Below are 21,560 nucleotides of genomic sequence, written 5' to 3'. Positions count from 1 at the left end.
AGGTATCCTTGGAACATTCATCTGCACGTAGCAGACATTACCTAAAAAGAAGGCGCGGATGGCTATGGCCTTCCCCGCCAAACCTTTAAAATTTAATTAAGCCATACCGTAGAACATGAACGCGAGTACCACACCGATGATCGGCAATACCTCGATCAAACCTACACCGATAAACATTGTTGTTTGAAGAGTGGATTTTGCTTCCGGTTGACGGGCAATACCTTCCACCGTTTTGCTGATTACCATACCGTTACCAATACCAGCGCCAAACGCGCCCAGTCCTGCAACAATTGCTGCTGCGATTAATGCCATTGCTCCCATTTGTATATCCTCCTTAAAATGATAAATCGAATTTTTTATTGTTCAGCCTGGTGAAGAAATCTTCGTAGGGCTTGAAACTTAATGCTCGTCGTGCGTCTCGATGCTCTGTGAAATGTACACCATCATCAAGATAACAAACACAAATGCCTGGATCGCACCGATAAAGATACTAAAGCCTTGCCACACCATTAGTAGCGGAATCGCTGCAATAGCACCAAACACTTTGAATGTGGTCAGTTTCAGGATCGTTGCGATCAGTACCTCACCCGCAAAGATATTCGCGAATAGACGCATACCGTGTGTCAACAGCTTGGATGCCGTCTCAATCAAGTTGATTGGCAAGAACAAAGCGAATGGCTTAAGGTAATGCTGGAGATATCCTTTGGTGTTGCGGAACAATCCGAGTCCATGAGATACAAGGAACGCTACGAGAGCGAGTCCCATCGTTACAGACAAGTCGGCTGTCGGTGATTTCCACCAGGCCAGTTCAACGTGTGGGTGTGCTTCCGGGTCCTTGGCATGCGCTTCTTCAAACGCCTCCACCGCTGTAACGATCGGCTGACCGAATACCTGTGCCTGATTAACATCTGTTACTTCAGATACAGCCACGAGCGGAAGACCGAGCATGTTCCCTACAAAAATGAACATAATCATGGAAAGAGCGAGAGAGATAAAATGTTTACCTTTCTTCATATCCATTGTACTGGAAATCAGATTGCGGACGAATTCTACTGCCCACTCCATAAAATTTTGCAGCTTGCCGGGGTTTTCAACGGATAATCTTCTTGTTGCCAGAACAGCAAAAATAAAAACAATTGCACCTGTAACAACCAGCATCAACAGAACCGATAGATCCAGTCGAAATCCGCCAAGCATAATAATTGGAGCTTCATGCATATTTTTCTCACCCCTTTCTCGACTTGAAAGCTGCAGCACCTAAATCATTCTGCTCTGCGGGAATGGACAATCCCTATAATCAGTAAGGAAAATTGTGCAATGACGAGACCGCCTGCAACCGCATATGTATTGAAGTACTGCGGGAAGCGCATCGATATGAATATACCGAGCACAGCGAGTGCCGCTCTTGTCAAAAATCCCAGGTTCACACGCTTCAAGTTACCTTCTGCCGCATCATCAGACATTTTCCTTACTTTGTAGCCCAAGTAAAATGCATTGATCCAGCTAATTCCTGTACCCAGGGCTAGTCCCAAAGCAATTGTCTCCACACGTGGCATAAAGGCCGCTGCGAGAAAACAAATCATAAGAAAGTACATGATGAAAACAGTCATCGATCTGCGGTATCTGGTTAGTTCACTCATCACTTTCCCCCATGAATTTTTTCGCGATAAAGTAGATGCTTACACCGCCTGCCGCAAGAAAAAAGAGAACGCTTACGGCGATCCATATTCCGTTACCTCCAATGGTCTTGTCCAACCAGGAGCCAGCGTAATATCCGGCAACAGCGAGAATGGCAATCTCGATCCCAAAAGCTGTCACGAGTCCCATCGCTTTCCATACATTATCGTCATGGTTACGGGATGAATTTGGTTTGTTCGAATCGGCCATTTTCCACGCCACCCTTGCAATCCCAGTTAATTTTACTGAATGATGAGAGCCTTTGTCAATTGAATGATTTTAGCGTTTTAAAGGGTAAAACGACGGGAATATAGACCCTCAAAGCCCATAAACCCGCGTAAACCGTACAGTTTAACTGTATGCTATACCCTTTATAAATCCGTCAGAAAAAATGTATTATTTTTTGAATTTTCTGTGAAATGATTCCGGACGGTCACTATTTACACCGAAATGATGCAAAATCGCATTGACAATTCTTTCCGAAGCATGTCCATCACCGTATGGATTAGCAGCCTGGCTCATGCTTGCATACAGTGTTTCGTCTGTAAGCAGAGCTTTGGTCCGTTCATATACACGTTCCTCTTCGGTACCAACCAGTTCCAGCGTTCCAGCTTCAATACCTTCCGGGCGCTCTGTTGTATCGCGCAATACGAGTACAGGCACACCAAACGAAGGCGCTTCTTCCTGCAAACCGCCTGAATCGGTCAAAATCAAGTGAGTATGCGGGTAAAAGTTATGCAAATCCACCACGTCTAGTGGATCAATTAATTGAATACGGGGATGATTCCCCAAGATCGCGTGAGCCGGCTCCTTCACAGCAGGACTTGGATGCACCGGGTACACGATGGCAATATCTTCGAATTCGTCGGCAATCCGTTTGACGGCCTGGAAAATGTTGCGGTGAGGCTCGCCTTGAGATTCACGGCGATGAGCTGTCATCAGCACAAGGCGCTTGCCTTGGGCCCAATCAAGTACCGGGTGCTTGTAGTCCTCCCGTACTGTATATTGAAACACATCTGTTACCGTGTTGCCTGTGACGTACGTACTAGACTCCGATTTATTTTCTTTGGCAAGATTGGAAGAAGACCAATCCGTAGGCGCAAAGTGTAGATCAGCCAGTACTCCCGTCAGTTGACGGTTCATCTCTTCCGGATATGGAGACAGCTTGTTCCACGTCCGTAGCCCCGCTTCCACATGTCCCACCTGAATCTGTTGCAGGAATGCTGCATAGCTCGCTACAAAGGTAGTCAATGTATCTCCGTGAACCAGTACAATATCTGGCTTAGCTTCGGCTAACACCGGCTCCAGACCACCAAGTACACGAATTGTAATTTCATTCAATGTCTGGCGGTCTTTCATCACATCCAGATCATAATCGGGATGAATGTCGAAAACTTCAAGTACCTGATCCAACATTTGGCGATGCTGCGCAGTTACGCAAACAATAGATTCAATAGACTCGGGATGTTTTTGCAATTCCAAAATCAGCGGAGCCATCTTGATGGCTTCCGGACGCACCCCGAAGATCGTCATGACTTTAATTTTTTTGGACATTCGAGCAAAGCCCCTTTTCTATAAGTTCCGATTACAAGCATGCAATATGCTTATTTAGTGCCGTATAGACGGTCTCCTGCATCTCCAAGTCCTGGAACGATGTAACCATGATCATCCAGACGGTCGTCCAGTGCTGCTACATAGATATCCACATCGGGATGTGCATCCTGTACAGCTTTAACGCCTTCCGGTGCTGCCACCAGGTTCATCATCTTAATTTGAGTACAGCCACGTTTTTTGAGCACGTCAATGGCTGCAATTGCCGAACCGCCAGTCGCGAGCATCGGATCAATCACAATCAATTGACGCTCTGTCACGTCTGTAGGCAGTTTGGTGTAGTATTCTACCGGTTGCAGTGTTTCCGGGTCACGGAACAGACCAACATGTCCAACTTTTGCCGCTGGCAACAATTTCACAACGCCATCCAGCATTCCGAGTCCTGCACGCAGAATCGGCACCAGTCCGAGCATACGTCCAGAGATGACTTTACCTTGTGTTGCAGCTACAGGTGTCTGTACATCAATCGTTTCCAGTTCCACATCTCTTGTAATCTCATAAGCCATCAACGTTGCTACTTCATCCACCAATTCACGAAAATCTTTCGTATTCGTACGCATGTCGCGTATAAACGTCAGTTTGTGTTGAATCAAAGGGTGATCACATATTACTAATTTTCCCATCTAATTTGTCCCTCCGGTAAGTTCTTCATGTTCAGCATTTCCAAATATACCTAGCCACCATTCATGGGCTCGATAAATCCTGTATATTATATCATCACCAACAACGAATTACACCATCAAAGGGCACGCAATCATTACAGAATACCGAATCCTATAAAAAACAGGACCGGAAAATGATCCATCCGGTCCTGTTTTACTCATGCTGTTGTGTTATTGAGATAAGGAAATGATAAATACAATTGCACTCCGCCACCAGAATGCTCCTTCGATCGCTGTTATTCCCGAATTTTATGAATCACCTTATAAAGGTGTAAATTCGGGAATAAATGCGAACGCTTCGCTTCTACGGCCTCATTCTGTCTGCTTCGTTATTTTGTATTACATTTTAGAGAAACTCAAATACAAACAGCATGAGCAATTTTTTTTAGTATTTAAGATCTGTATAGAGCGGGAATTGGTCTGTCAGTGCAGTCACTTCTGCACGCGCTTCATCCAGCTTCGCTGTATCTTTTGGATTTTTCAGCGTTTTGGCAATGATCTTACCGATCGCTACCATAGCTTCTTCGTTCATACCACGGGAAGTTGCAGCAGGTGTACCAATTCGAATACCGCTCGTTACAAACGGGCTTGTAGGGTCGAATGGAATTGCATTTTTGTTCACGGTAATGCCGATGGAATCGAGCACATGCTCAGCTTCCTTACCAGTGATGTTCACGCTGCGTGTGTCGATCAGCATCAAGTGGTTATCTGTACCACCGGATACGATGTTCAATCCTTCAGCGATCAGTGTTTCAGCCAGAACCTGTGCGTTTTTCACAACATTCTCTGCATACGTTTTGAACGATGGTTGCAAAGCTTCACCGAACGCTACCGCTTTGGAAGCGATCACGTGCATCAGAGGTCCACCTTGGGAACCAGGGAATACGGCTTTATCAATTGCTGCTGCCCACGCTTTGCGGCACAGAATCATACCACCACGAGGTCCACGCAGCGTTTTGTGTGTTGTTGTTGTTACGAAATGCGCATGTGGAACTGGGCTTGGATGCAAACCAGCTGCAACCAGTCCTGCGATGTGAGCCATGTCCACCATGAACAACGCACCTACATCATTTGCGATGGAAGCAAGCTTTTCAAAATCAATGGTGCGCGGATATGCACTTGCACCTGCAACGATCAGACGAGGGCGGTGTTTAAAAGCCGCTTTGCGCACTTCATCATAATCAATCAGGAATGTATCTTCCTGTACGCCGTATGCTACGAAGTTGTAAAGCAAACCGGATGCGTTAACCGGGCTACCGTGTGTGAGGTGTCCACCATGGGCAAGGTTCATACCAAGTACAGTATCACCAGGTTTCAACGCTGCAAGATATACTGCCATGTTTGCTTGTGCACCGGAGTGAGGTTGAACATTCACGTGTTCTGCTCCGAACAATTCTTTTGCACGATCACGCGCGATGTCTTCAACGATGTCCACATGCTCACAACCGCCATAGTAACGTTTACCTGGATATCCTTCAGCGTACTTGTTGGTCAGAACAGATCCCAATGCTTCGATTACTGCTTCACTTACGATGTTCTCGGATGCAATCAGTTCGATGTTGTTCTGTTGACGTTTCAGTTCAAGATTCATCGCTTCCAGTACTGCCGGGTCATTCTTGCGCAATTGTTCCATGATTAAATTCCTCCCAAGTATAGTGAAGTAGGTTGAATATGTTAGTCACAAAATGTCGAATCTGGTTGTTCTTCCATACGATACACCGCGCGTTCGCCGCCAATCAACTTCGGACGAGTCAACGCTGTGGTCACACGTGCATCTCCAACATAACGGAGCGCTGTACGAAAAGGTACGGCTACATGCCTTAGATGCATGCCAATCATCGTCTCCCCAATGTCCAGTCCCGCATGGGCCTGCACATGTTCAGCCAGGCATGGATCGGTCAGCGAACGATATGCTGCGGATGCCATTGAACCTCCGGCCTTGGGCACGGGTACTGCAATAACTTCAGTCAATCCAAGACGAGTAAGCACAGAACGTTCCATTACTAACGCACGGTTCAGATGCTCACAACATTGGAATACTGTGTCAAAACCGAACTCCTCCTGCACCTCGCGTATACCCGCAAGAAGCTGCTGCGCCACCTCAATGGCACCACTCGTACCAATCCGCTGGCCTGCGACTTCACTTGTGCTTGTACCGATCACAACGATCTGTCCAGGCCCAAGCTGTCCGGCAAGCGCCAGTTCATGCAGAATGGATGCGGTCTGTTCCTGCAATCCGGGTTGTTCCGAATCTAACTCAATAGTCATCCTATCATCGCCTCCCGATAAAATCATGCCCGCTTTCTCTTGGTTGTCCTTCGTATTCTTGCACGGCATCTCAGGTACTATTATAGCGAATAATCAGATGAAAGACGAAAAAAAGAGCAGTCTGCGGGTAACGCAGAATTGCTCTTTTGCCCAGGCGACCGGCCGTTTGTTCCGGTGCTCCATCGTGGTTATGCCCACTTCGTCGCCAGTTACACCGGATCCCTGTTTTCCCCTTCATCATAAAACAACCCGCGCCTAAAATCAACGGTTAATTTACATCATGTGTCCTGTTTTTATAACCTGCCCCGCAGGATCAGAATTATCCCAGCTTATCCAAAAGCCGGTCCAATGCAGTCCGAATCTCGGCCGCAGCGATATTGTAATCATCACGGCTGCCGCCAAACGGATCAGAAATGTCGAAACTTGGAATCCGTTGCCTGATCTCGATAGCTCGCTCACGCTCTGATGCCAAGATTTCTTGCCCAAGGGCACGTTTCATCTCCAGCGTCGCAAACAGGCTGTCCAATTCCTGAACATCATTTAATACCTGTTCATCATCTTCCACATATTCTTTCAATGTATAGGTTTTGTGGACCGAGTCGGGAAACACCTGCATGACATGCTGCTTATGACTCCGAGTTAATGTAAGAACCAGGTCAGCCCAACCTACCAAGTTGGAGCTAAGTTGTGTGGAATGAGGTGGACCCTCAACGTTGTGATCTCTCAACACCGCTTCGGCATGACGGGAAATCGGCATACCCGACGTTGCTGCCACACCTGCGGAGCGAACCTCTACCTGAATGCCGCGTTCCGATGCCAACTTTCGCAAAAGCCCCTCTGCCATGGGGCTGCGGCACGTATTTCCTGTACATACGAATAAAATATGTTTCATTGTGTTAGCCTCCCCATTTTACATATGATGCGAATGATATGATTTCTCAAGTTTTATTCTAAAATATAAACAAAAGTCCAAACGCAAGCAAGATTGCGCCACCAATAGCTTCGCCGTAATCACCAAGATTATGACTCACCCGGCGCCCTAATAGCAGGCCCATAACCGACATCAGCCCGCCACACACCCCGAAAGCAAGTACGGTCAATACCAGATCACTGCTGAACATTCCTAGTGAAACACCCACGGAAAACGAATCTACACTTACACTGAGGGAGAACAAAACGACGCCGAGCAGGGAACGGTGGTCCACCAGCTTCGTATCGCCTTCTCGGAATGCATTCAGAATCATATGACCGCCCAGCAGGATAAGCAATCCACCTGCCGCATAGGTCGTAATGTCACCCAGCAGCGAGCTGACGTATTTGCCCATGTACATGCCGATGAGCGGCATGATGATATGAAACAGCGCTGTTACTGTACTGATCCGCATTACATCCCGCAGCCGAATGCCCTTCATGCCAATTCCGATTCCGAGCGAGAACGCATCGAGGCCAAGCGCAACAGCCATGATCAAAATGGTTACCAACTGCCCTACATGGGCAGACACATCCCACATCCCCATACCCCCAAGTCACGTAAAGGTTCTTGTACACGTTATGCGGACAAGGACTTAAACATGACCGATGAAAGGTAAACGGCGACGGATCTATGGTTGGATACCGGCTTTATAGGTATCTTGATGTTGTTTTAAAAAAAGTTGAGTGCTCTCCTGACTGTATGATCAGGAGAGGTTAGGAGGGTCGCTGGTTGCCAACTTGTATGAGTTGGTTCCCCGCAGCCTTGAGCAGCCGATTCATGACGGCTGCTCCCAGCCCTTCGCGTGAGCAGGCTTCAGCCACAATATATGTGGCGCCCTGCTCATCGCAGCTGCGCAGCGCGGCGTATAGCCGGCGCGCTGCTTCTTCCAGCTCGCTGGCGTCGCCCAGCGAGAACACGGCATCGGCGCGGTACTGCTCCGCGTGCTCGGCGAATGCCAGCACCGCGGTGCGCTCTCCGCGCTGCGCCGCCTCTGCGAGGGCGGCGCTGATCCAGGCCGCCACCGCTGCGGGCGGCCCCTCCACCACGCACAGCGCCCCTGCGGGTGCGTAGTGCGTGTACTTCATGCCCGGCGAGCGCGGCGCCGGGCTGCCCACGCCATCGGACCCCTCCGCGAGTAGCGCGGGGTCCGTGGCGACACGGGCGGCAACGGCGGACAGCTGTTCCGCCGTAATGCCGCCAGGGCGCAGGATGGTGACGGTACCGTCGTCACCGACCTGCACAACCGTGGACTCGACGCCCACCCCGGTGGGGCCGCCGTCCACGATGCCGCCGATGCGGCCATCCAGATCCTCGCGCACATGGGCTGCGAGTGTCGGGCTTGGCCGCCCGGAGCGGTTGGCGCTTGGGGCAGCCACAGGGCACGCCGCAGCCGCGATCAACTGCAAGGCCACCGGATGGTCCGGCATGCGCACGGCCACCGTGTCCAGACCGGCGGTGACACGCGGGGACACCGCCCCCGGCCTGACCGGCAGGACAAGCGTCAGTGGTCCCGGCCAGAAGGCCGCCATCAGCGCTTCCGCTGTTTCGTTCACTTCCGTGACCAGAGCATCCAACTGGTCACGGTGCGCGATATGCACAATCAGTGGATTGTCAGAAGGTCGGCCTTTGGCGACAAATACAGCCTCCACGGCTGCCGTGCTACGCGCATCAGCACCCAAGCCATAGACCGTCTCGGTCGGGAAGGCTACCGTCTCACCTTGACGAATGCAGGCTGCGGCAGCCTGCAAGTCGGCGAGCGCCTGTTGATCGGCGCTCCCCTTTTTCACAGCCAACAATTCAACATCACCCAATCCCTGATCATTCTCTGCGGCCAACAAAACACATACATCCCATATCTTGGTGACCAGCTCTCCCGGAGTTTTCATCTCGCGATCTTCTCTAATATTCCTCAACTCAGAGGTGTGTTGCACAGGTTCGTTTTCTCTGCTCATATATCATCATTCCTAAGTTTCAAGTAGGTTAGTTCATATCCATATTCACTATAAGTAATTATAACATACCTGTCCCAACTCGGATGCCCTTCACACTTCACTCCACGCATGAGTCTCAATGTAACTTCTCCACCATTTCATATCAAAAGGGCAGCTTCATGAATCGAAGTCGCCCTTATCTATAGTATAAGTTCGTTGTTATGCGAATAAACCAGTCACCCAACTCCACAGTTTCACAGCCATATCCCACAGAAAGAATCTCGCCTCCGGTGTATCGCCCTGTACGGTTGCCTCTGCATCTCCAGATTCAGCTGCTGCAGCCGATACCGTTGAAGGTTTCGCCAGGGCATCCCCAGTCCCTGCATCAATGAAGCACAGCGGCGGGAACAACACACACCACCAGTTCTGACCTTCGCCTTCGCCCAACGTGATCCGAACTGCTTCATAATCTCCGGCAGGATACACGGTGCCACCATATAGTTTGGTCGGGAATGGAACAGATCCCAGCTCCACCTGATATGCATAATGCAAGCCACGACTCGTCAGCTCTTCTCCCACCCGATCCTCAATCTCGGACAGATGTTCACGAATGACCTTGCGTGCTTCTTCCAGACTTTGCGGATTCTCCAGCTCAGCTACCCACTCGCCCATCTGAGCAACGACAGCATCCCGAATCTCGCGTTTCACCAATTGATCTCCCGGTGCATCCGAGTTTGCTAGAATACGCAAGCGAATCGATTGTTCCGGAATCGCTGTGGCCGCCACAGCTGCATCCGTTTTCTGACCTTCCCACATCATGATAATCATCATAAGACATACAACAATAAGTCCAATTTGCTTTACGATTCGTCTGTTCATTCCGTTCTCCCCCTCGGCTCTCTGATCACGTTGCCTGCAACTCTCTCATGTCTATCAGTATGCCCGGTAGAGACGGAAGTAAACCTAGCATTTGTAATAAATCTACTAGAAGTTGTTCAAAAAGTCCGCTTTGATTACGAAGGATGCCCAGCTGCATCATCAACGTCGAATATCAAATTCAGCGGAAATAAGCGGGAGACTTAAGGAGTATGTTTACCAATGAACCATTTTGATTGCTCACGTAGTTTATCCTACGTTCCACTACTCCATTTCTAGCTTCATCCCATCTTCTCGGTACTGAAAACCCAACTATTTGAACACGTACTACTAGAATGTGTGTTTAAACCCAGGCAAGTTATACGATGATAAATATCAGCTTCAAAAAAGTCCGGAAGACTGTACTGGCTTGACCCTAGGCGAATGACTCTCGCGAATGACCAGTCGATGTTCTAAGGAACCGAGGACGTCCTATTTGCCCTTTAGGTCTTCTTTTGAAATTGTAAGGAACATGATGCACGTTATTTCCCAAAATCATCTAATCAACACGCTACAAAAGACTATTTATGCTGATATAACGTGTCTCAGATTCCTTAGTTTTCTCCAGGCACTTCAAATCCCTGAATAAGATGCGTCAGGTTCGTTAGCTTCTAACTCTTAACTCCTAACCCCCTCACAGCTGGCACCTGAAGCTCCGCACCATGCCGACACTCTGTTCCCGGCTCTTACAGCTACGCCTCTGCTTACAGCAGGCTCGAAGACACCTATGCATTGCCTCTCTCATCTATAATTAACACTTTCTCACCAGACATATTAAAAAGGCTGATCCGCACCAGGTTACAGGGCAAATCAACCTCTTCATTCCTACGAACGATTACGCTATACGTCCCGCCGCTTTACTTTTCACCTACACCAACTCAACAGTTACACCGCACTTTTCTCTTTCTTGAGCATATTCCATAAACGTTCCGATAACCGGGGTTGCTGCTCCCCCATCAGAAGTTCATCCTCCTCTTCTTGCCCGTACAACTTAATACTCATGACTACACCAATACAAGCCATATTAATAAGCAAAGAGGTTCCCCCGTAACTGATGAACGGCAACGTAATGCCTGTGAGCGGCATCAGCCCGAGGAACGCACCCACATTCTCGAACACCTGATACAATAGCATCCCGATAATGCCTACAATGATGACGGGTCCCGCGCGATCTCTGCATCTCAGAGCAATCAGCACCATGCGGTGGATCAGAATAAAGTACAACAGAATCAGTATGGATGCACCAACAAACCCAAATTCCTCTGCAATCACGACAAAAATGGAATCCGAATACGTATAGGGGACTCGTCCACTTTGAACGGATGTTCCTTGCAAATAACCCTTGCCGATGATGCCCCCTGAACCAATGGCTAAACCTGCATTCTTCGTATGCCAAGAAGCCTTGGAAGTAGCCTTTTCCGGTACAAGCCACGGGTCAATCCGTTCCGCCCAATGCTCACGTTTTATCTTTTCAAGAAAAGTGAATACTTCATCATGATAGAAGGTGTAAGCCTTAACAAAGCCAAAGAACGCCACTCCCACAATCGCCAGCGCAATCAATGCGTGCTTCAGTCTCATATTCCCGATCCATAACACTGCAGCCAGAATAACCACATATCCCAGCGCATTACCCAAGTCATTCTGAGCCATAACCAGGGCAAACGGAATAAACGCCCAGCAGCCAATCGGCACAATGTCTTTCCAGAACTCCAGCGTACCTCGTTGTCTCTTCACGATCAAATGAGCGAGAAACAGAATCAGAATCATCTTGAACAGCTCTGCCGGTTGAAAAGAAAAATTGTCGCCCAGCTTCAGCCAGCCGTTGGCATTATTGATCGAACTGCCTAGTACATTGGCCAGGATCAACAATATGATCCCCAAGCCATACAAATAGAACGCATATTTCACGTATAACTTATAATTCACAAGCCCCATGACGAGCACTGCAATGAACCCGGCCACATAGAAGTACAGCGTTTTGACATGATGATTCGCCAGGTTGGCATCTGTCTGAGTCCCGCTGTAAATCGCAAATATACTTATAATCATGAGCAACAGCATTACAAAAAGAATCACACCATCCATCTTTTTCAGCATTCTCAACATGACTCCGTCCAGCCCCCTGAATTCTAGCATTCTATCATTTCCAATTAAACTCAATATTACCATTGTATATAATTGGATAATAAAATGGAAATCTGGATCGCTTCAGTTTAAAAATTGAACTATTCAATGGACTTGAATTACACCGTAAAACCAATAAAAACCCTAGAACATCCATCCCCATGTGACTTGGGCTGATCTGTTCCAGGGTTCTATAGTTAACGGACTCATATGCAAATATTTTACGCGCTATTCCACGGTTTGATCCGATAGCATTATTGCTCCTGCTGGGATGGCTTGCGTCTTAGCAATTTCATCACCAAATCGGTAATACTCGGTTGTTCCGCAGAGCCGAGAATATCCTCGTTCTCTTCCGTGTGAACCTTGATACTCATCACAATCCCCATACTGATCATGTTGATCATGATTGAGGTACCACCGGAACTTATAAACGGCAACGTAATCCCTGTCAATGGCATCAGACCAATGAACGGACCAATATTGACAAAGATTTGGTAAAGCAGCATCGCTATAATACCTACAATTAGATAAGGCCCCGCGCGATCCTTACACTCCAGTGCAATCAGCACCAGCCTGTGAATCAGGATAAAGTACAGGAGAAGCAATACCGAGGCACCGATGAAGCCGAATTCCTCCCCAATCTGTACGAAGATGGAGTCAGCATAGGCCAGTGGCACCCGATTCGACTGAATCGTCGTGCCTTCCATATACCCTTTGCCCGTGATACCGCCAGAACCAATCGCAAGCTTCGCATTATACGTCTGCCAGAGCACATCTCTTGAGGTCAGCTCTGGTACAAGCCAGGGGTCAAAACGATCCGCCCAGTGCGAACGTCCAATGTCATTCAGAAATTTAACAATCTCATCATGGTAATGAATATACGCCTGTGTACCACCGATAAAAGCAGCCACTGCGATCATAAAGCCAATGAGGGCATGCGTAAATTTAATGTTACCGATCCATAGTAGGCCCACAAGTATGACTACATAGCTTAACGCATTTCCCAAGTCATTTTGAAGTAATACGAGTAGTAACGGCGGCAGAACACAGAGTGAGATCGGAATAACATCACGTCCGAAATAGAGCGGACGATTCTTCTTTCGGGCCAAAAAGGCCGATAAAAACACAATCAGGCATAACTTGAACAATTCAGCAGGCTGCAAACTGACCCCGAAGATGGACAGCCAACCTTTTGCACCGTAATACTCCTTACCAAAGAACATAACGAATATGAGCAGGAGCATACCCACGCCATAGATATATAAATAATTTTTAATTATGAATTTATAGTTGATCATCGACATCCCAAAAAAGACTACGAAGCCCAAAATATAAAAGATCACTGCGCTTTTCGGGAGTCCCTCTAGCTTCGGACGACCAAACGTTGTACTGTAAATCGACAAAATACTGATACCCATCAGAATAACGAGTATAAAGACAATAGAATAGTCTATCTTTTTAAATTTGTGCAGCATGTAATTATGTTCCCCCAAGCATTCAGAAATCTTCGGTATATCTCATTGTAGAGGATTTCACGGCAAAAAGAAAACCCGCGGAACCTTACATTTTCGTCACCTGTTCCGAAGTACGAACACCCAGGACATGCCGCTCGATTCCGGCAAGGTCCGGTACAATGATTATTTCCGGCCAATGTCCCGCTGATTCAAGCAAAGCTGCGATGTCGCGAGCCTGCCCCTGACCCAGCTCAAAACCAATGATCTGCGGCGGCGCAGGCAGCAGCGACAGTTGCTCCAGCATGATACGGTACGGTGAAAGCCCGTCCGGACCGCCATCCAGTGCCATACGCGGCTCATGATCGCGCACCTCTTGCTGCAACCCGGCGATATCCGCCGCCGGGATGTATGGCGGGTTGGACACCAGGATGTCCACCCGAGCCCCGGCGAACGGGGCCAGCAGATCGCCTTCACGGAAGTCGATCTGTACGCCGTTCGCGGCCCCGTTCCGCGCGGCCACTTGCAGGGCAGCCGCCGAGAGATCCCCGGCGCCTACCTGCCAGCGCGGGCGCAGTGAAGCCATCGTCACCGCGATGGCACCACTGCCCGTGCCAATATCGACGGCGAGCGGAGCGCCGTCAGGAAACACGCGGTCGGCTTCGCGCAGCACAGCCTCGACCAACAGCTCCGTCTCCGGCCGCGGAATTAGCACGGCCGGCGTGACCTCGAACGGCAGCCCATAGAATTCCTGGCTGCCGATAATGTATTGCGCCGGCTCACCCGCAGCCTTGCGCGTGACGGCGTCCTCCCAGCGGCTGCGATGCTCGCTGGGAAAAGGCTCCGGCTGCATCATGTAGTACGCGGCGCCATAGACGCCGAGTACATGTTCCAGCAGCAGCCGAGCATTGTTTTGCGGCTCGTACACGCCGCACTTCTCCAAAAAAGAGGAAGCCTCCACGAAGGCTTCCCGACAGCTCTGTTCCGGCGTCATGACAAACTGCGCGCGGGTCACAGATTATTCTCCTCTATCCATCAACTCGGTCTGCTGAGCAATTGTCAGTGCAGACAAGATATCTTCAATCTCCCCGTTCATGATCTGATCCAGCTTGTGCATCGTCAGACCGATACGGTGATCCGTCACACGGCTTTGCGGGAAGTTGTACGTACGAATCCGCTCACTGCGGTCGCCCGTTCCCACTTTGCTCTTCCGCTCAACGGAAATCTTCGCTTCCTCTTCCATACGTTTCATATCGAAGATACGTGTACGCAGAACCTGCAACGCTTTTTCCTTGTTGGAGTTCTGTGATTTTCCATCCTGACATGTCGCAACGATTCCCGTTGGAACGTGCGTTACCCGTACTGCGGATTTCGTGGTATTAACCGATTGTCCACCGGCACCACTGGAACAGAACGTATCAACACGGATGTCTTTATCATGAATTTCGATATCAAAATCTTCGGCTTCAGGCATAACCGCAACCGTTGAAGTTGACGTATGAATACGTCCGCCAGACTCAGTTGTTGGAATACGTTGCACACGGTGTGCGCCGCTTTCGTATTTCATTTTGCTGTAAGCGCCGCGTCCGTTGATCAGGAAAACAACCTCTTTGAATCCACCGAGATCATTCGTGTTAACGTCCATCAGCTCTACACGCCAGCCTTGTGCATCTGCATAACGTGTGTACATCCGATACAGATCTGCTGCAAACAACGCTGCTTCATCTCCACCAGCTGCTCCGCGAATCTCCACAATAACGTTTTTGTCGTCATTCGGATCTTTTGGCAGCATAAGCACACGAATCAATTCGTCCAGTTCTTTCTGGCGAGTGCTCAGTTCGTCAATTTCCATTTTGACCATTTCGCGCATCTCATCATCCAGTTTTTCGCCCTGCATTTCCTTGGCAGCATCCAGATCTTCACTTACCTGTTTGTACTCATTGTACGCTTCATAAGTCGGTTGCAGATCCGATTGTTCTTTGGAATATTCCCGCAGCTTTTTGTTGTCACTTGCTACATCCGGGTCACACAGCAACTCACTCAACTTGTCATAACGGTCGGCTAACGCCTGTAATTTATCCAACATGTATAGTCACCTCACGCATTATTTTGTCCATGCAAATATCGTTTTCAATAATTATTTCGGTTTCATTATTCATAACATCTATAATCTATATTCCACAACGCACAGGATTCTCACCGAATCCCCTGACCGCAGCATGTATTCACATTCATGTATGATCGACGTATAACATCGCTACAACGTCATCAAATCCTTTACTTTTAAAGTGATATCAAGAAATCGTGTACCCTGTGTGAAGCCCGCTTCAACTCATCCGTTCGAGCGCGAAATCCAACGTGGTATACGACTCTTAATTATAGCATATTCTTATGGTTCTGAATAGTAACTGTTCCGCAGGCGGATGAACTAATTTTTATAATACAAATTTATCACCCTTCACTCGTTGCCATCCTGCTCATGGATTAGCTTACCTGAAATGATTGTAACAAATAGATCATTCAAGTTTCTTTCTAATGTTGTAAAATATATACAATGGACTCTATAATTCAAGGTTCTGATATTTTAGGAGGGAATGGATGATATGAACTTAACCCCAGCTGTTTTTCCAACAGAAAAATTAAAGATTGCTTTGGCACAGTGTTCTTCGATCGACGGAAATATTGAAGAGAACGTTAACAGGGCTTATGAGATGATTGAAGAAGCTGGAAAAGAGCATGCCGATATTATTATGTTTCCAGAAAAATATCTTACAGGGTATGTGCCAGAAATCGTAGAATCCAATTTAACTGAATATACGCTCTCCATTAATGATGCGAGGATTGCAAAGTTGCGTCAAGCATGTCAAAAGTACGGCATTTGGTCAATCATCGGAACGCCTGTAAGAAGAGGCGAGGATGTGTTCACCTCTTCAATTATAATAGATTCCAACGGACATGAAGTAGGCGTTTATGACAAGTCTCATTTGTTTCAAACGGAGAAGGAAATATTTTCAACCAATAATGAGCAGGTCATCATCAAATTAAAGGGCTGGAACATTGGGATGGCCATCTGTTATGACGCAGGTTTCCCTGAACATTCTCGTCTTTTAGCACAGAATGGCTGTCATTTATATATGGGTAGCTCTCTTTTTAGTAAAGGAATGGGGTACAAAGAGTCACGAGTATGGTTTCCTGCGCGCGCTCTGGATAATACGATATTCACAGCGATGTGTAATCACGTTGGAACAACCGGAATCTGGGATACATGTGGACATAGCGGTGTATGGAACCCTCTAGGTGATAATATAATTGATGCCTCGCAAGACAACGTTGAGTTGCTCATAGCTGAATTAGACCCCGATCTTCTTAATCAAGCTAGAAATGGCGAAAGAATGCTTGCGGATTCGTTTGATATAAATAAAGAACACTATTCTTTCAAGACTATTGTTGGTAACTAAGCAAACCTCATATGAACTGAAGAGTACATAAGTACATTACGATTGAAGTGGCCTCATACATCGATACTAAAAACCCTACAATCTTCACGAGAAGATCGTAGGGTTTTGGTTATTGAATCTACATATCAAGGTGTAACAACTTATACGTTGAAACGGAAGTGCATAACGTCGCCGTCATTTACAACGTACTCTTTACCTTCAAGACGAAGTTGTCCGCGCTCTTTGGCACCGTTCATGGAACCCGCTGCAACCAGATCGTCGTAGGAAACAACTTCTGCACGGATGAATCCGCGTTCGAAGTCGGTGTGAATGACACCCGCTGCGCCTGGTGCTTTAGTACCCTTACGGATTGTCCACGCACGAACTTCCTGTACGCCTGCTGTGAAGTATGTGTAAAGACCGAGCAATTTGTAAGCCGCTTTGATCAACAGGTTCAGACCGGAATCCTCGATACCGAGTTCTTCCAGGAACATTTGTTTATCTTCGCCTTCCAGCTCAGAGATCTCTTCTTCAACCTTCGCACTGATCGGCACCACTTCTGCGTTTTCAGCAGCTGCAAATTCTCTTACTTTTTGCACGTAAGCATTGTTCGCCACGTCGCCGATTTCGTCCTCAGCTACATTGGCTGCGTACAGAACAGGCTTCAGGGTAAGCAAATGCAGATCGCGCACGATCAGAAGCTCGTCATCCGTAAGTTCCATGCTGCGTGCCGGCTTGTCATCGTACAGAACAGCCTTCACTCTCTCCAATACTTCTACTTCTTGAGAGGCAGTCTTGTTGCCGCCCTTCATGTTTTTCTTGGAGCGATCGATTTTCTTCTCAACACTCTCGATATCGGCCAGGATCAGCTCCAGATTGATCGTCTGGATGTCGCTCACCGGGTCAATTTTACCATCAACGTGTGTGATGTTCTCATCTACAAAGCAACGTACCACGTGTACGATTGCATCTACTTCACGAATGTGGGCAAGGAACTTGTTACCCAGACCTTCGCCTTTGCTCGCACCGCGAACAAGACCAGCGATATCTACAAACTCAAACGCCGTTGGTACTGTTTTCTTAGGTACAACGAGTTCTGTCAGTTTGTCCAAACGCTCATCGGGTACTTCAACGATCCCCACGTTAGGGTCAATCGTACAGAACGGATAGTTTGCCGATTCGGCACCTGCTTGTGTAATTGCGTTAAACAACGTAGATTTTCCGACGTTCGGAAGCCCTACAATTCCTGCTTTCAAAGCCATGTATATGACAACTCCTCATTGATTACTTGTTCGGTATGGATAATCCTATACATTATATATGACAAACCTCAAGGCATCAAGGAACTTCGCCAATTCGACCAGAGTCCCATCCGCTTCCCGAAATCCCCGGTTACTGCGGATAATTCGTTTTGCACAGATCTTAAGTTCGGCCTAGATTATCCGCTATTAGGTTTATCCTTTAATTTCCTTATACATCGTCAGATCCGTTACCTCATATCCCATCTTGCGATACAGGCTGCTCGCCCGCACATTATGTCCAAACACATGCAAACCAATGCGATCCACGCCAAGACTCAAGGCCGTCTGTTCAAGCGCCTGCATGGTCTCTGTTCCGTATCCCTTACCACGGTGTGCTTCTTCAACCACAATATCCAGCAAAAAAGCATCTTTTCCACGGCGATTATCCGTGATGTTAAACCAGATATACCCCACATTCCCATCCACAGGATGCACCAAATTGTAGAGATACGCTCCGGGTGTGTTCAAGCCTTCTGGCAGATAACGTTCATAAGATTCCTCCGCCAGTTGCTGCGCCTCTTCCTCCGCCCAGGTACCTGCTTCTACTTTTTCTTCTGCAAAATCCTTAATTGAGCGAACACGAAAACTCGCATAATCTTCCTGATTCATTGGAGAAAGTTTCAACTTTTTCCCCTCCTTATTTCGAGTGATCTTCATTATGTATGATCTCTGTGCAATCCTTTTTGCACTACTAGTATCTTATTGTATCCTGTTCTCCCGCTTAGCGCATGAAGTTATTTTGACGATTCGAGCTTCAATTTCATATTTATCCATTTTATTTATAACTTTTGATCTCTTCCCATCGTTTATACCTCATGAAGGAAGGGAGTGGATCATATTGAACACACGTCGCCGATTCTCCAAAAAGAAAATGATTATCTTGTCTGCTATCATACTCGGAATCGCCATCGTCGCTTTTATGAGCTTTCTGAATGCAATGGATCCATTTCGCCACTTAAGGATCACAATCCACAATCAATCCGACTATGACCTCACCCATATTCAGGCTAGCCTAGTCCAAGGCGACAACTCGTTAAACAACAATGAGAGTGGCTCCACCTACGTATTTGATAAGGATATTCCCAGCGGAGTAAAAGTGAAATTCGCCCCGCAGCTGAAACTTTCCGGGGAGGGGGTCGTCTCCTTGGCGTTCACGGACAGTCGTGGAAAAACCTATAACAAAACAGTTTGCGGTTATACCGAATACTTGTCCGGCAAATCCTACGTTACTGTAACCAATGAGAATGTCACCGTGAAAGATGAATGTATGTAATAATTTAGAAATACCATTATGTGAATTACTGAAACATTTTTACATACTACTAGCATAGAGGAGGAAATCAGATTGATATTCAACGTAATTTTAGGTGCAGGGTTAGCTCTATCTATATTACTTTCTACACATCCAGCTAGTGCTATTGAATTAGAGGATAGAGTGCAAGATGCTCTTACCACCTCTCCAATCACTGTGGAGAACACTGAGGATCCGAATATTACTCCAATGGAAATACAGCTTATCAGACCATTTAATTACAGCAGTTACAATGCATACGAAAAATCCTTCACATTGGATCCTGACAATGGAGAGACTGCTAATCTTTGGATTAACAATACTAGTACGGATACTGTTTATGCCAAAATTACCGTGGGCAGTCTCTCCCCAATTGACATTCCAATCAAGAAAGGGACTCAAAAAACAACAAGAATAGGTGTCATAGGAACAACAAACGTCAAAATTTATATCTATAGTTCAACAGGTCATAAAATGGATATGAATATAAGTGTCCGACAATTTTAATATAATAAATAGTGTAGAGGCTATTTATTAATGAAGTAGCCTCTACACTATTTTTGTTGCAGATTATATAGGAAGCAATATGAGTAGACTCAAAATATATAATTAAAGAGCCCCAATTAAGCTTATATCATCTTCATTTTCACCCTCGACCTAACGCCGTTCCACCAGTCGCTCCGTCTGCTGCAAATCCTCGATCCGGCCTGCGCCAATGCCAAACATCACGGTACGAAGTTCAAATTCAACCTGTTCCAACCGCTCATTCAGCGCATCATCGGAAGCTACTGCGGATTCGAGCAGAGATCGACCGAAACCAGCGAGATCTGCCCCGAGCGCGAGGGCTTTGGCCGCATCCACGCCAGTGTGCAGTCCGCCGCTGCCGATCAGAGCACCAGTAGGGTTCAACGCTCGTACTTCCTGAATACACTCCGCTGTGGGAATGCCCCAGTCGGCAAAAGCTTCAGCAGCTGCCCGGCGTACCGGGTTATTGTTGCGGTACTTCTCCACCTGTACCCAGCTTGTGCCACCAGCACCAGCCACATCGATGAACGACACGCCCGCTTCATACAACGCTTTCGCAGTAACACCATCGATGCCAAAACCTACTTCCTTTACACCAACAGGCACGTCTAGCTCACGACACAAGTTCTCAATCCGATGAAATAATCCGCTGAAGTTGGTGTTACCTTCCGGCTGGAAAACTTCCTGCAACGTGTTCAGGTGAAGCACAAGCATGTCCGCACCGGCAATATCTACGGCACGCTGGAAGTCGGCTGTGGTGAAGCTATAGTTCAGCTGGACCGCACCCAGGTTGGCAATGACCGGGATGTCCGGTGCCCAGCGGCGCACATCGAAGGTACTCGCCAGTTCCGGCTGTTCCACGGCAGCCCGGATCGAACCTACACCGAGTGCCCAGCCTCTGGCGTTCGCTACTCGAGCGAGGCGCTCATTGATGGCGCCCGTTGTTTTGCTTCCACCCGTCATCGAACTGATGAGCAAGGGTGTGCGCACTTTTTTGCCAATAAACGAAGTCTCCAGATGCACCTCTTCAAAATCCAGTTCCGGCAGTGGGTGATGGCGAAACGCATACCGCTCCATGCCGCTGGTTACCCCTTCTCCTGCCACATTCTCCTCAAGACAGAGGCGCACGTGTTCCAGCTTCCGTTCTCCCGTAGCCACTTCGGGAAGCAGCCGTTCGCCGGCTCGCTCTTGTTCATTCATGATGAGACCTCCTATGTGAGAATCGTGCGGATCGACAGGATAACCTGCCCGTCCCTTACTTCTATGTATACGTCTTTTTGCAAAAGACAAAAACATTATTCCTATAAGCATTGCAGCTAGCAGTTTAACTCTATCCAGTATAACGTTCCAAACCATCTATTGAAAGGATGCCCCGACACCAAATGTCTCACTTA

General features: G+C 47.8%; 22 protein-coding genes and 1 riboswitch. Of the genes, 3 read left to right on the top strand and 19 right to left on the bottom strand.

Annotated elements, in window-relative coordinates:
* Nucleotides 1-96: 96 nt before the first annotated feature.
* From atpE to prfA, 16 genes are all read right to left on the bottom strand, one after another.
* Nucleotides 97-321 carry a F0F1 ATP synthase subunit C gene (atpE, locus tag OM416_RS21650; RefSeq protein WP_017691934.1) on the bottom strand — a complete coding sequence of 75 codons (225 nt, stop codon included), beginning with the start codon at nt 319-321 and terminating at the stop codon, nt 97-99.
* A 78-nt stretch (nt 322-399) separates the two neighbouring features.
* The gene (gene atpB / locus OM416_RS21645; protein WP_264932846.1) at nt 400-1,218 is read right to left on the bottom strand and encodes a F0F1 ATP synthase subunit A; all 819 of its coding nucleotides are present in this window, start codon (nt 1,216-1,218) and stop codon (nt 400-402) included.
* Nucleotides 1,219-1,262: 44 nt separating this feature from the next.
* On the bottom strand, nt 1,263-1,640 hold the full coding sequence (locus tag OM416_RS21640; protein ID WP_062836961.1) for an ATP synthase subunit I: 378 nt from the start codon (nt 1,638-1,640) through the stop codon (nt 1,263-1,265).
* Entirely contained in the window at nt 1,633-1,887 is a 255-nt protein-coding gene (locus tag OM416_RS21635; RefSeq protein ID WP_024632723.1) for an AtpZ/AtpI family protein, read from the bottom strand. The genes OM416_RS21640 and OM416_RS21635 overlap by 8 nt, the downstream gene beginning before the upstream one ends.
* Before the next feature lie 186 nt (nt 1,888-2,073).
* Nucleotides 2,074-3,231: a non-hydrolyzing UDP-N-acetylglucosamine 2-epimerase gene (gene wecB, locus OM416_RS21630; protein WP_062836960.1), complete on the bottom strand. Its 1,158-nt coding sequence runs from the start codon at nt 3,229-3,231 to the stop codon at nt 2,074-2,076.
* A gap of 50 nt (nt 3,232-3,281) precedes the next feature.
* Entirely contained in the window at nt 3,282-3,911 is a 630-nt protein-coding gene (gene upp, locus OM416_RS21625; RefSeq protein ID WP_017691929.1) for a uracil phosphoribosyltransferase, read from the bottom strand.
* A 424-nt stretch (nt 3,912-4,335) separates the two neighbouring features.
* A complete protein-coding gene (gene glyA / locus OM416_RS21620) occupies nt 4,336-5,583 on the bottom strand; it encodes a serine hydroxymethyltransferase (RefSeq protein WP_167350929.1) in 1,248 nt (415 codons plus the stop codon).
* Nucleotides 5,584-5,624: 41 nt separating this feature from the next.
* Nucleotides 5,625-6,218, bottom strand: a complete 594-nt coding sequence (locus OM416_RS21615; RefSeq protein ID WP_264932834.1) for a TIGR01440 family protein — start codon at nt 6,216-6,218, stop codon at nt 5,625-5,627.
* Nucleotides 6,219-6,359: 141 nt separating this feature from the next.
* Nucleotides 6,360-6,441: riboswitch (ZMP/ZTP riboswitch) on the bottom strand.
* A gap of 96 nt (nt 6,442-6,537) precedes the next feature.
* Nucleotides 6,538-7,110 (bottom strand): low molecular weight protein arginine phosphatase, encoded by a 573-nt coding sequence (locus OM416_RS21610; protein ID WP_062836957.1) that lies wholly within the window; start codon nt 7,108-7,110, stop codon nt 6,538-6,540.
* Nucleotides 7,111-7,168: 58 nt separating this feature from the next.
* A complete protein-coding gene (locus tag OM416_RS21605; protein WP_264932832.1) occupies nt 7,169-7,729 on the bottom strand; it encodes a manganese efflux pump MntP family protein in 561 nt (186 codons plus the stop codon).
* 175 nt (nt 7,730-7,904) lie between these two features.
* The gene (locus tag OM416_RS21600) at nt 7,905-9,077 is read right to left on the bottom strand and encodes an L-threonylcarbamoyladenylate synthase (RefSeq protein ID WP_413775815.1); all 1,173 of its coding nucleotides are present in this window, start codon (nt 9,075-9,077) and stop codon (nt 7,905-7,907) included.
* A gap of 264 nt (nt 9,078-9,341) precedes the next feature.
* On the bottom strand, nt 9,342-10,001 hold the full coding sequence (gene spoIIR / locus OM416_RS21595; RefSeq protein WP_264932828.1) for a stage II sporulation protein R: 660 nt from the start codon (nt 9,999-10,001) through the stop codon (nt 9,342-9,344).
* 921 nt (nt 10,002-10,922) lie between these two features.
* A complete protein-coding gene (locus tag OM416_RS21590) occupies nt 10,923-12,143 on the bottom strand; it encodes an FtsW/RodA/SpoVE family cell cycle protein (RefSeq protein ID WP_264932826.1) in 1,221 nt (406 codons plus the stop codon).
* A 272-nt stretch (nt 12,144-12,415) separates the two neighbouring features.
* Nucleotides 12,416-13,636, bottom strand: coding sequence for an FtsW/RodA/SpoVE family cell cycle protein (locus OM416_RS21585; RefSeq protein WP_062836952.1), 1,221 nt, complete (start codon nt 13,634-13,636; stop codon nt 12,416-12,418).
* 85 nt (nt 13,637-13,721) lie between these two features.
* Nucleotides 13,722-14,606 carry a peptide chain release factor N(5)-glutamine methyltransferase gene (prmC, locus tag OM416_RS21580; RefSeq protein WP_264932888.1) on the bottom strand — a complete coding sequence of 295 codons (885 nt, stop codon included), beginning with the start codon at nt 14,604-14,606 and terminating at the stop codon, nt 13,722-13,724.
* Between the two features lie 24 nt (nt 14,607-14,630).
* Entirely contained in the window at nt 14,631-15,698 is a 1,068-nt protein-coding gene (gene prfA / locus OM416_RS21575; protein ID WP_076319226.1) for a peptide chain release factor 1, read from the bottom strand.
* Between the two features lie 508 nt (nt 15,699-16,206).
* Between prfA and OM416_RS21570 the strand changes: the two genes are divergently transcribed.
* Nucleotides 16,207-17,070 (top strand): carbon-nitrogen hydrolase family protein, encoded by an 864-nt coding sequence (locus OM416_RS21570; protein WP_264932823.1) that lies wholly within the window; start codon nt 16,207-16,209, stop codon nt 17,068-17,070.
* Nucleotides 17,071-17,210: 140 nt separating this feature from the next.
* On the opposite strand, the gene ychF is transcribed toward OM416_RS21570, so the two are convergent.
* Nucleotides 17,211-18,311, bottom strand: a complete 1,101-nt coding sequence (ychF, locus tag OM416_RS21565; protein ID WP_017691917.1) for a redox-regulated ATPase YchF — start codon at nt 18,309-18,311, stop codon at nt 17,211-17,213.
* Between the two features lie 192 nt (nt 18,312-18,503).
* Nucleotides 18,504-18,974 carry a GNAT family N-acetyltransferase gene (locus tag OM416_RS21560; protein ID WP_264932822.1) on the bottom strand — a complete coding sequence of 157 codons (471 nt, stop codon included), beginning with the start codon at nt 18,972-18,974 and terminating at the stop codon, nt 18,504-18,506.
* A 214-nt stretch (nt 18,975-19,188) separates the two neighbouring features.
* On the opposite strand from OM416_RS21560, the gene OM416_RS21555 reads away from it, so the two are divergent.
* Complete coding sequence (locus tag OM416_RS21555) at nt 19,189-19,623, top strand: hypothetical protein (RefSeq protein WP_264932821.1); 435 nt, start codon at nt 19,189-19,191, stop codon at nt 19,621-19,623.
* Between the two features lie 72 nt (nt 19,624-19,695).
* Complete coding sequence (locus OM416_RS21550) at nt 19,696-20,148, top strand: hypothetical protein (protein ID WP_264932820.1); 453 nt, start codon at nt 19,696-19,698, stop codon at nt 20,146-20,148.
* A gap of 150 nt (nt 20,149-20,298) precedes the next feature.
* Here OM416_RS21550 and fni read toward each other — a convergent pair whose 3' ends face one another.
* A complete protein-coding gene (gene fni / locus OM416_RS21545) occupies nt 20,299-21,366 on the bottom strand; it encodes a type 2 isopentenyl-diphosphate Delta-isomerase (protein WP_264932819.1) in 1,068 nt (355 codons plus the stop codon).
* Between the last annotated feature and the right edge of the window lie 194 nt (nt 21,367-21,560).

It is taken from the genome of Paenibacillus sp. LS1 (genome assembly GCF_026013365.1).
Lineage (GTDB): Bacteria > Bacillota > Bacilli > Paenibacillales > Paenibacillaceae > Paenibacillus.
This window is presented reverse-complemented; position numbering and strand designations above follow the sequence as displayed.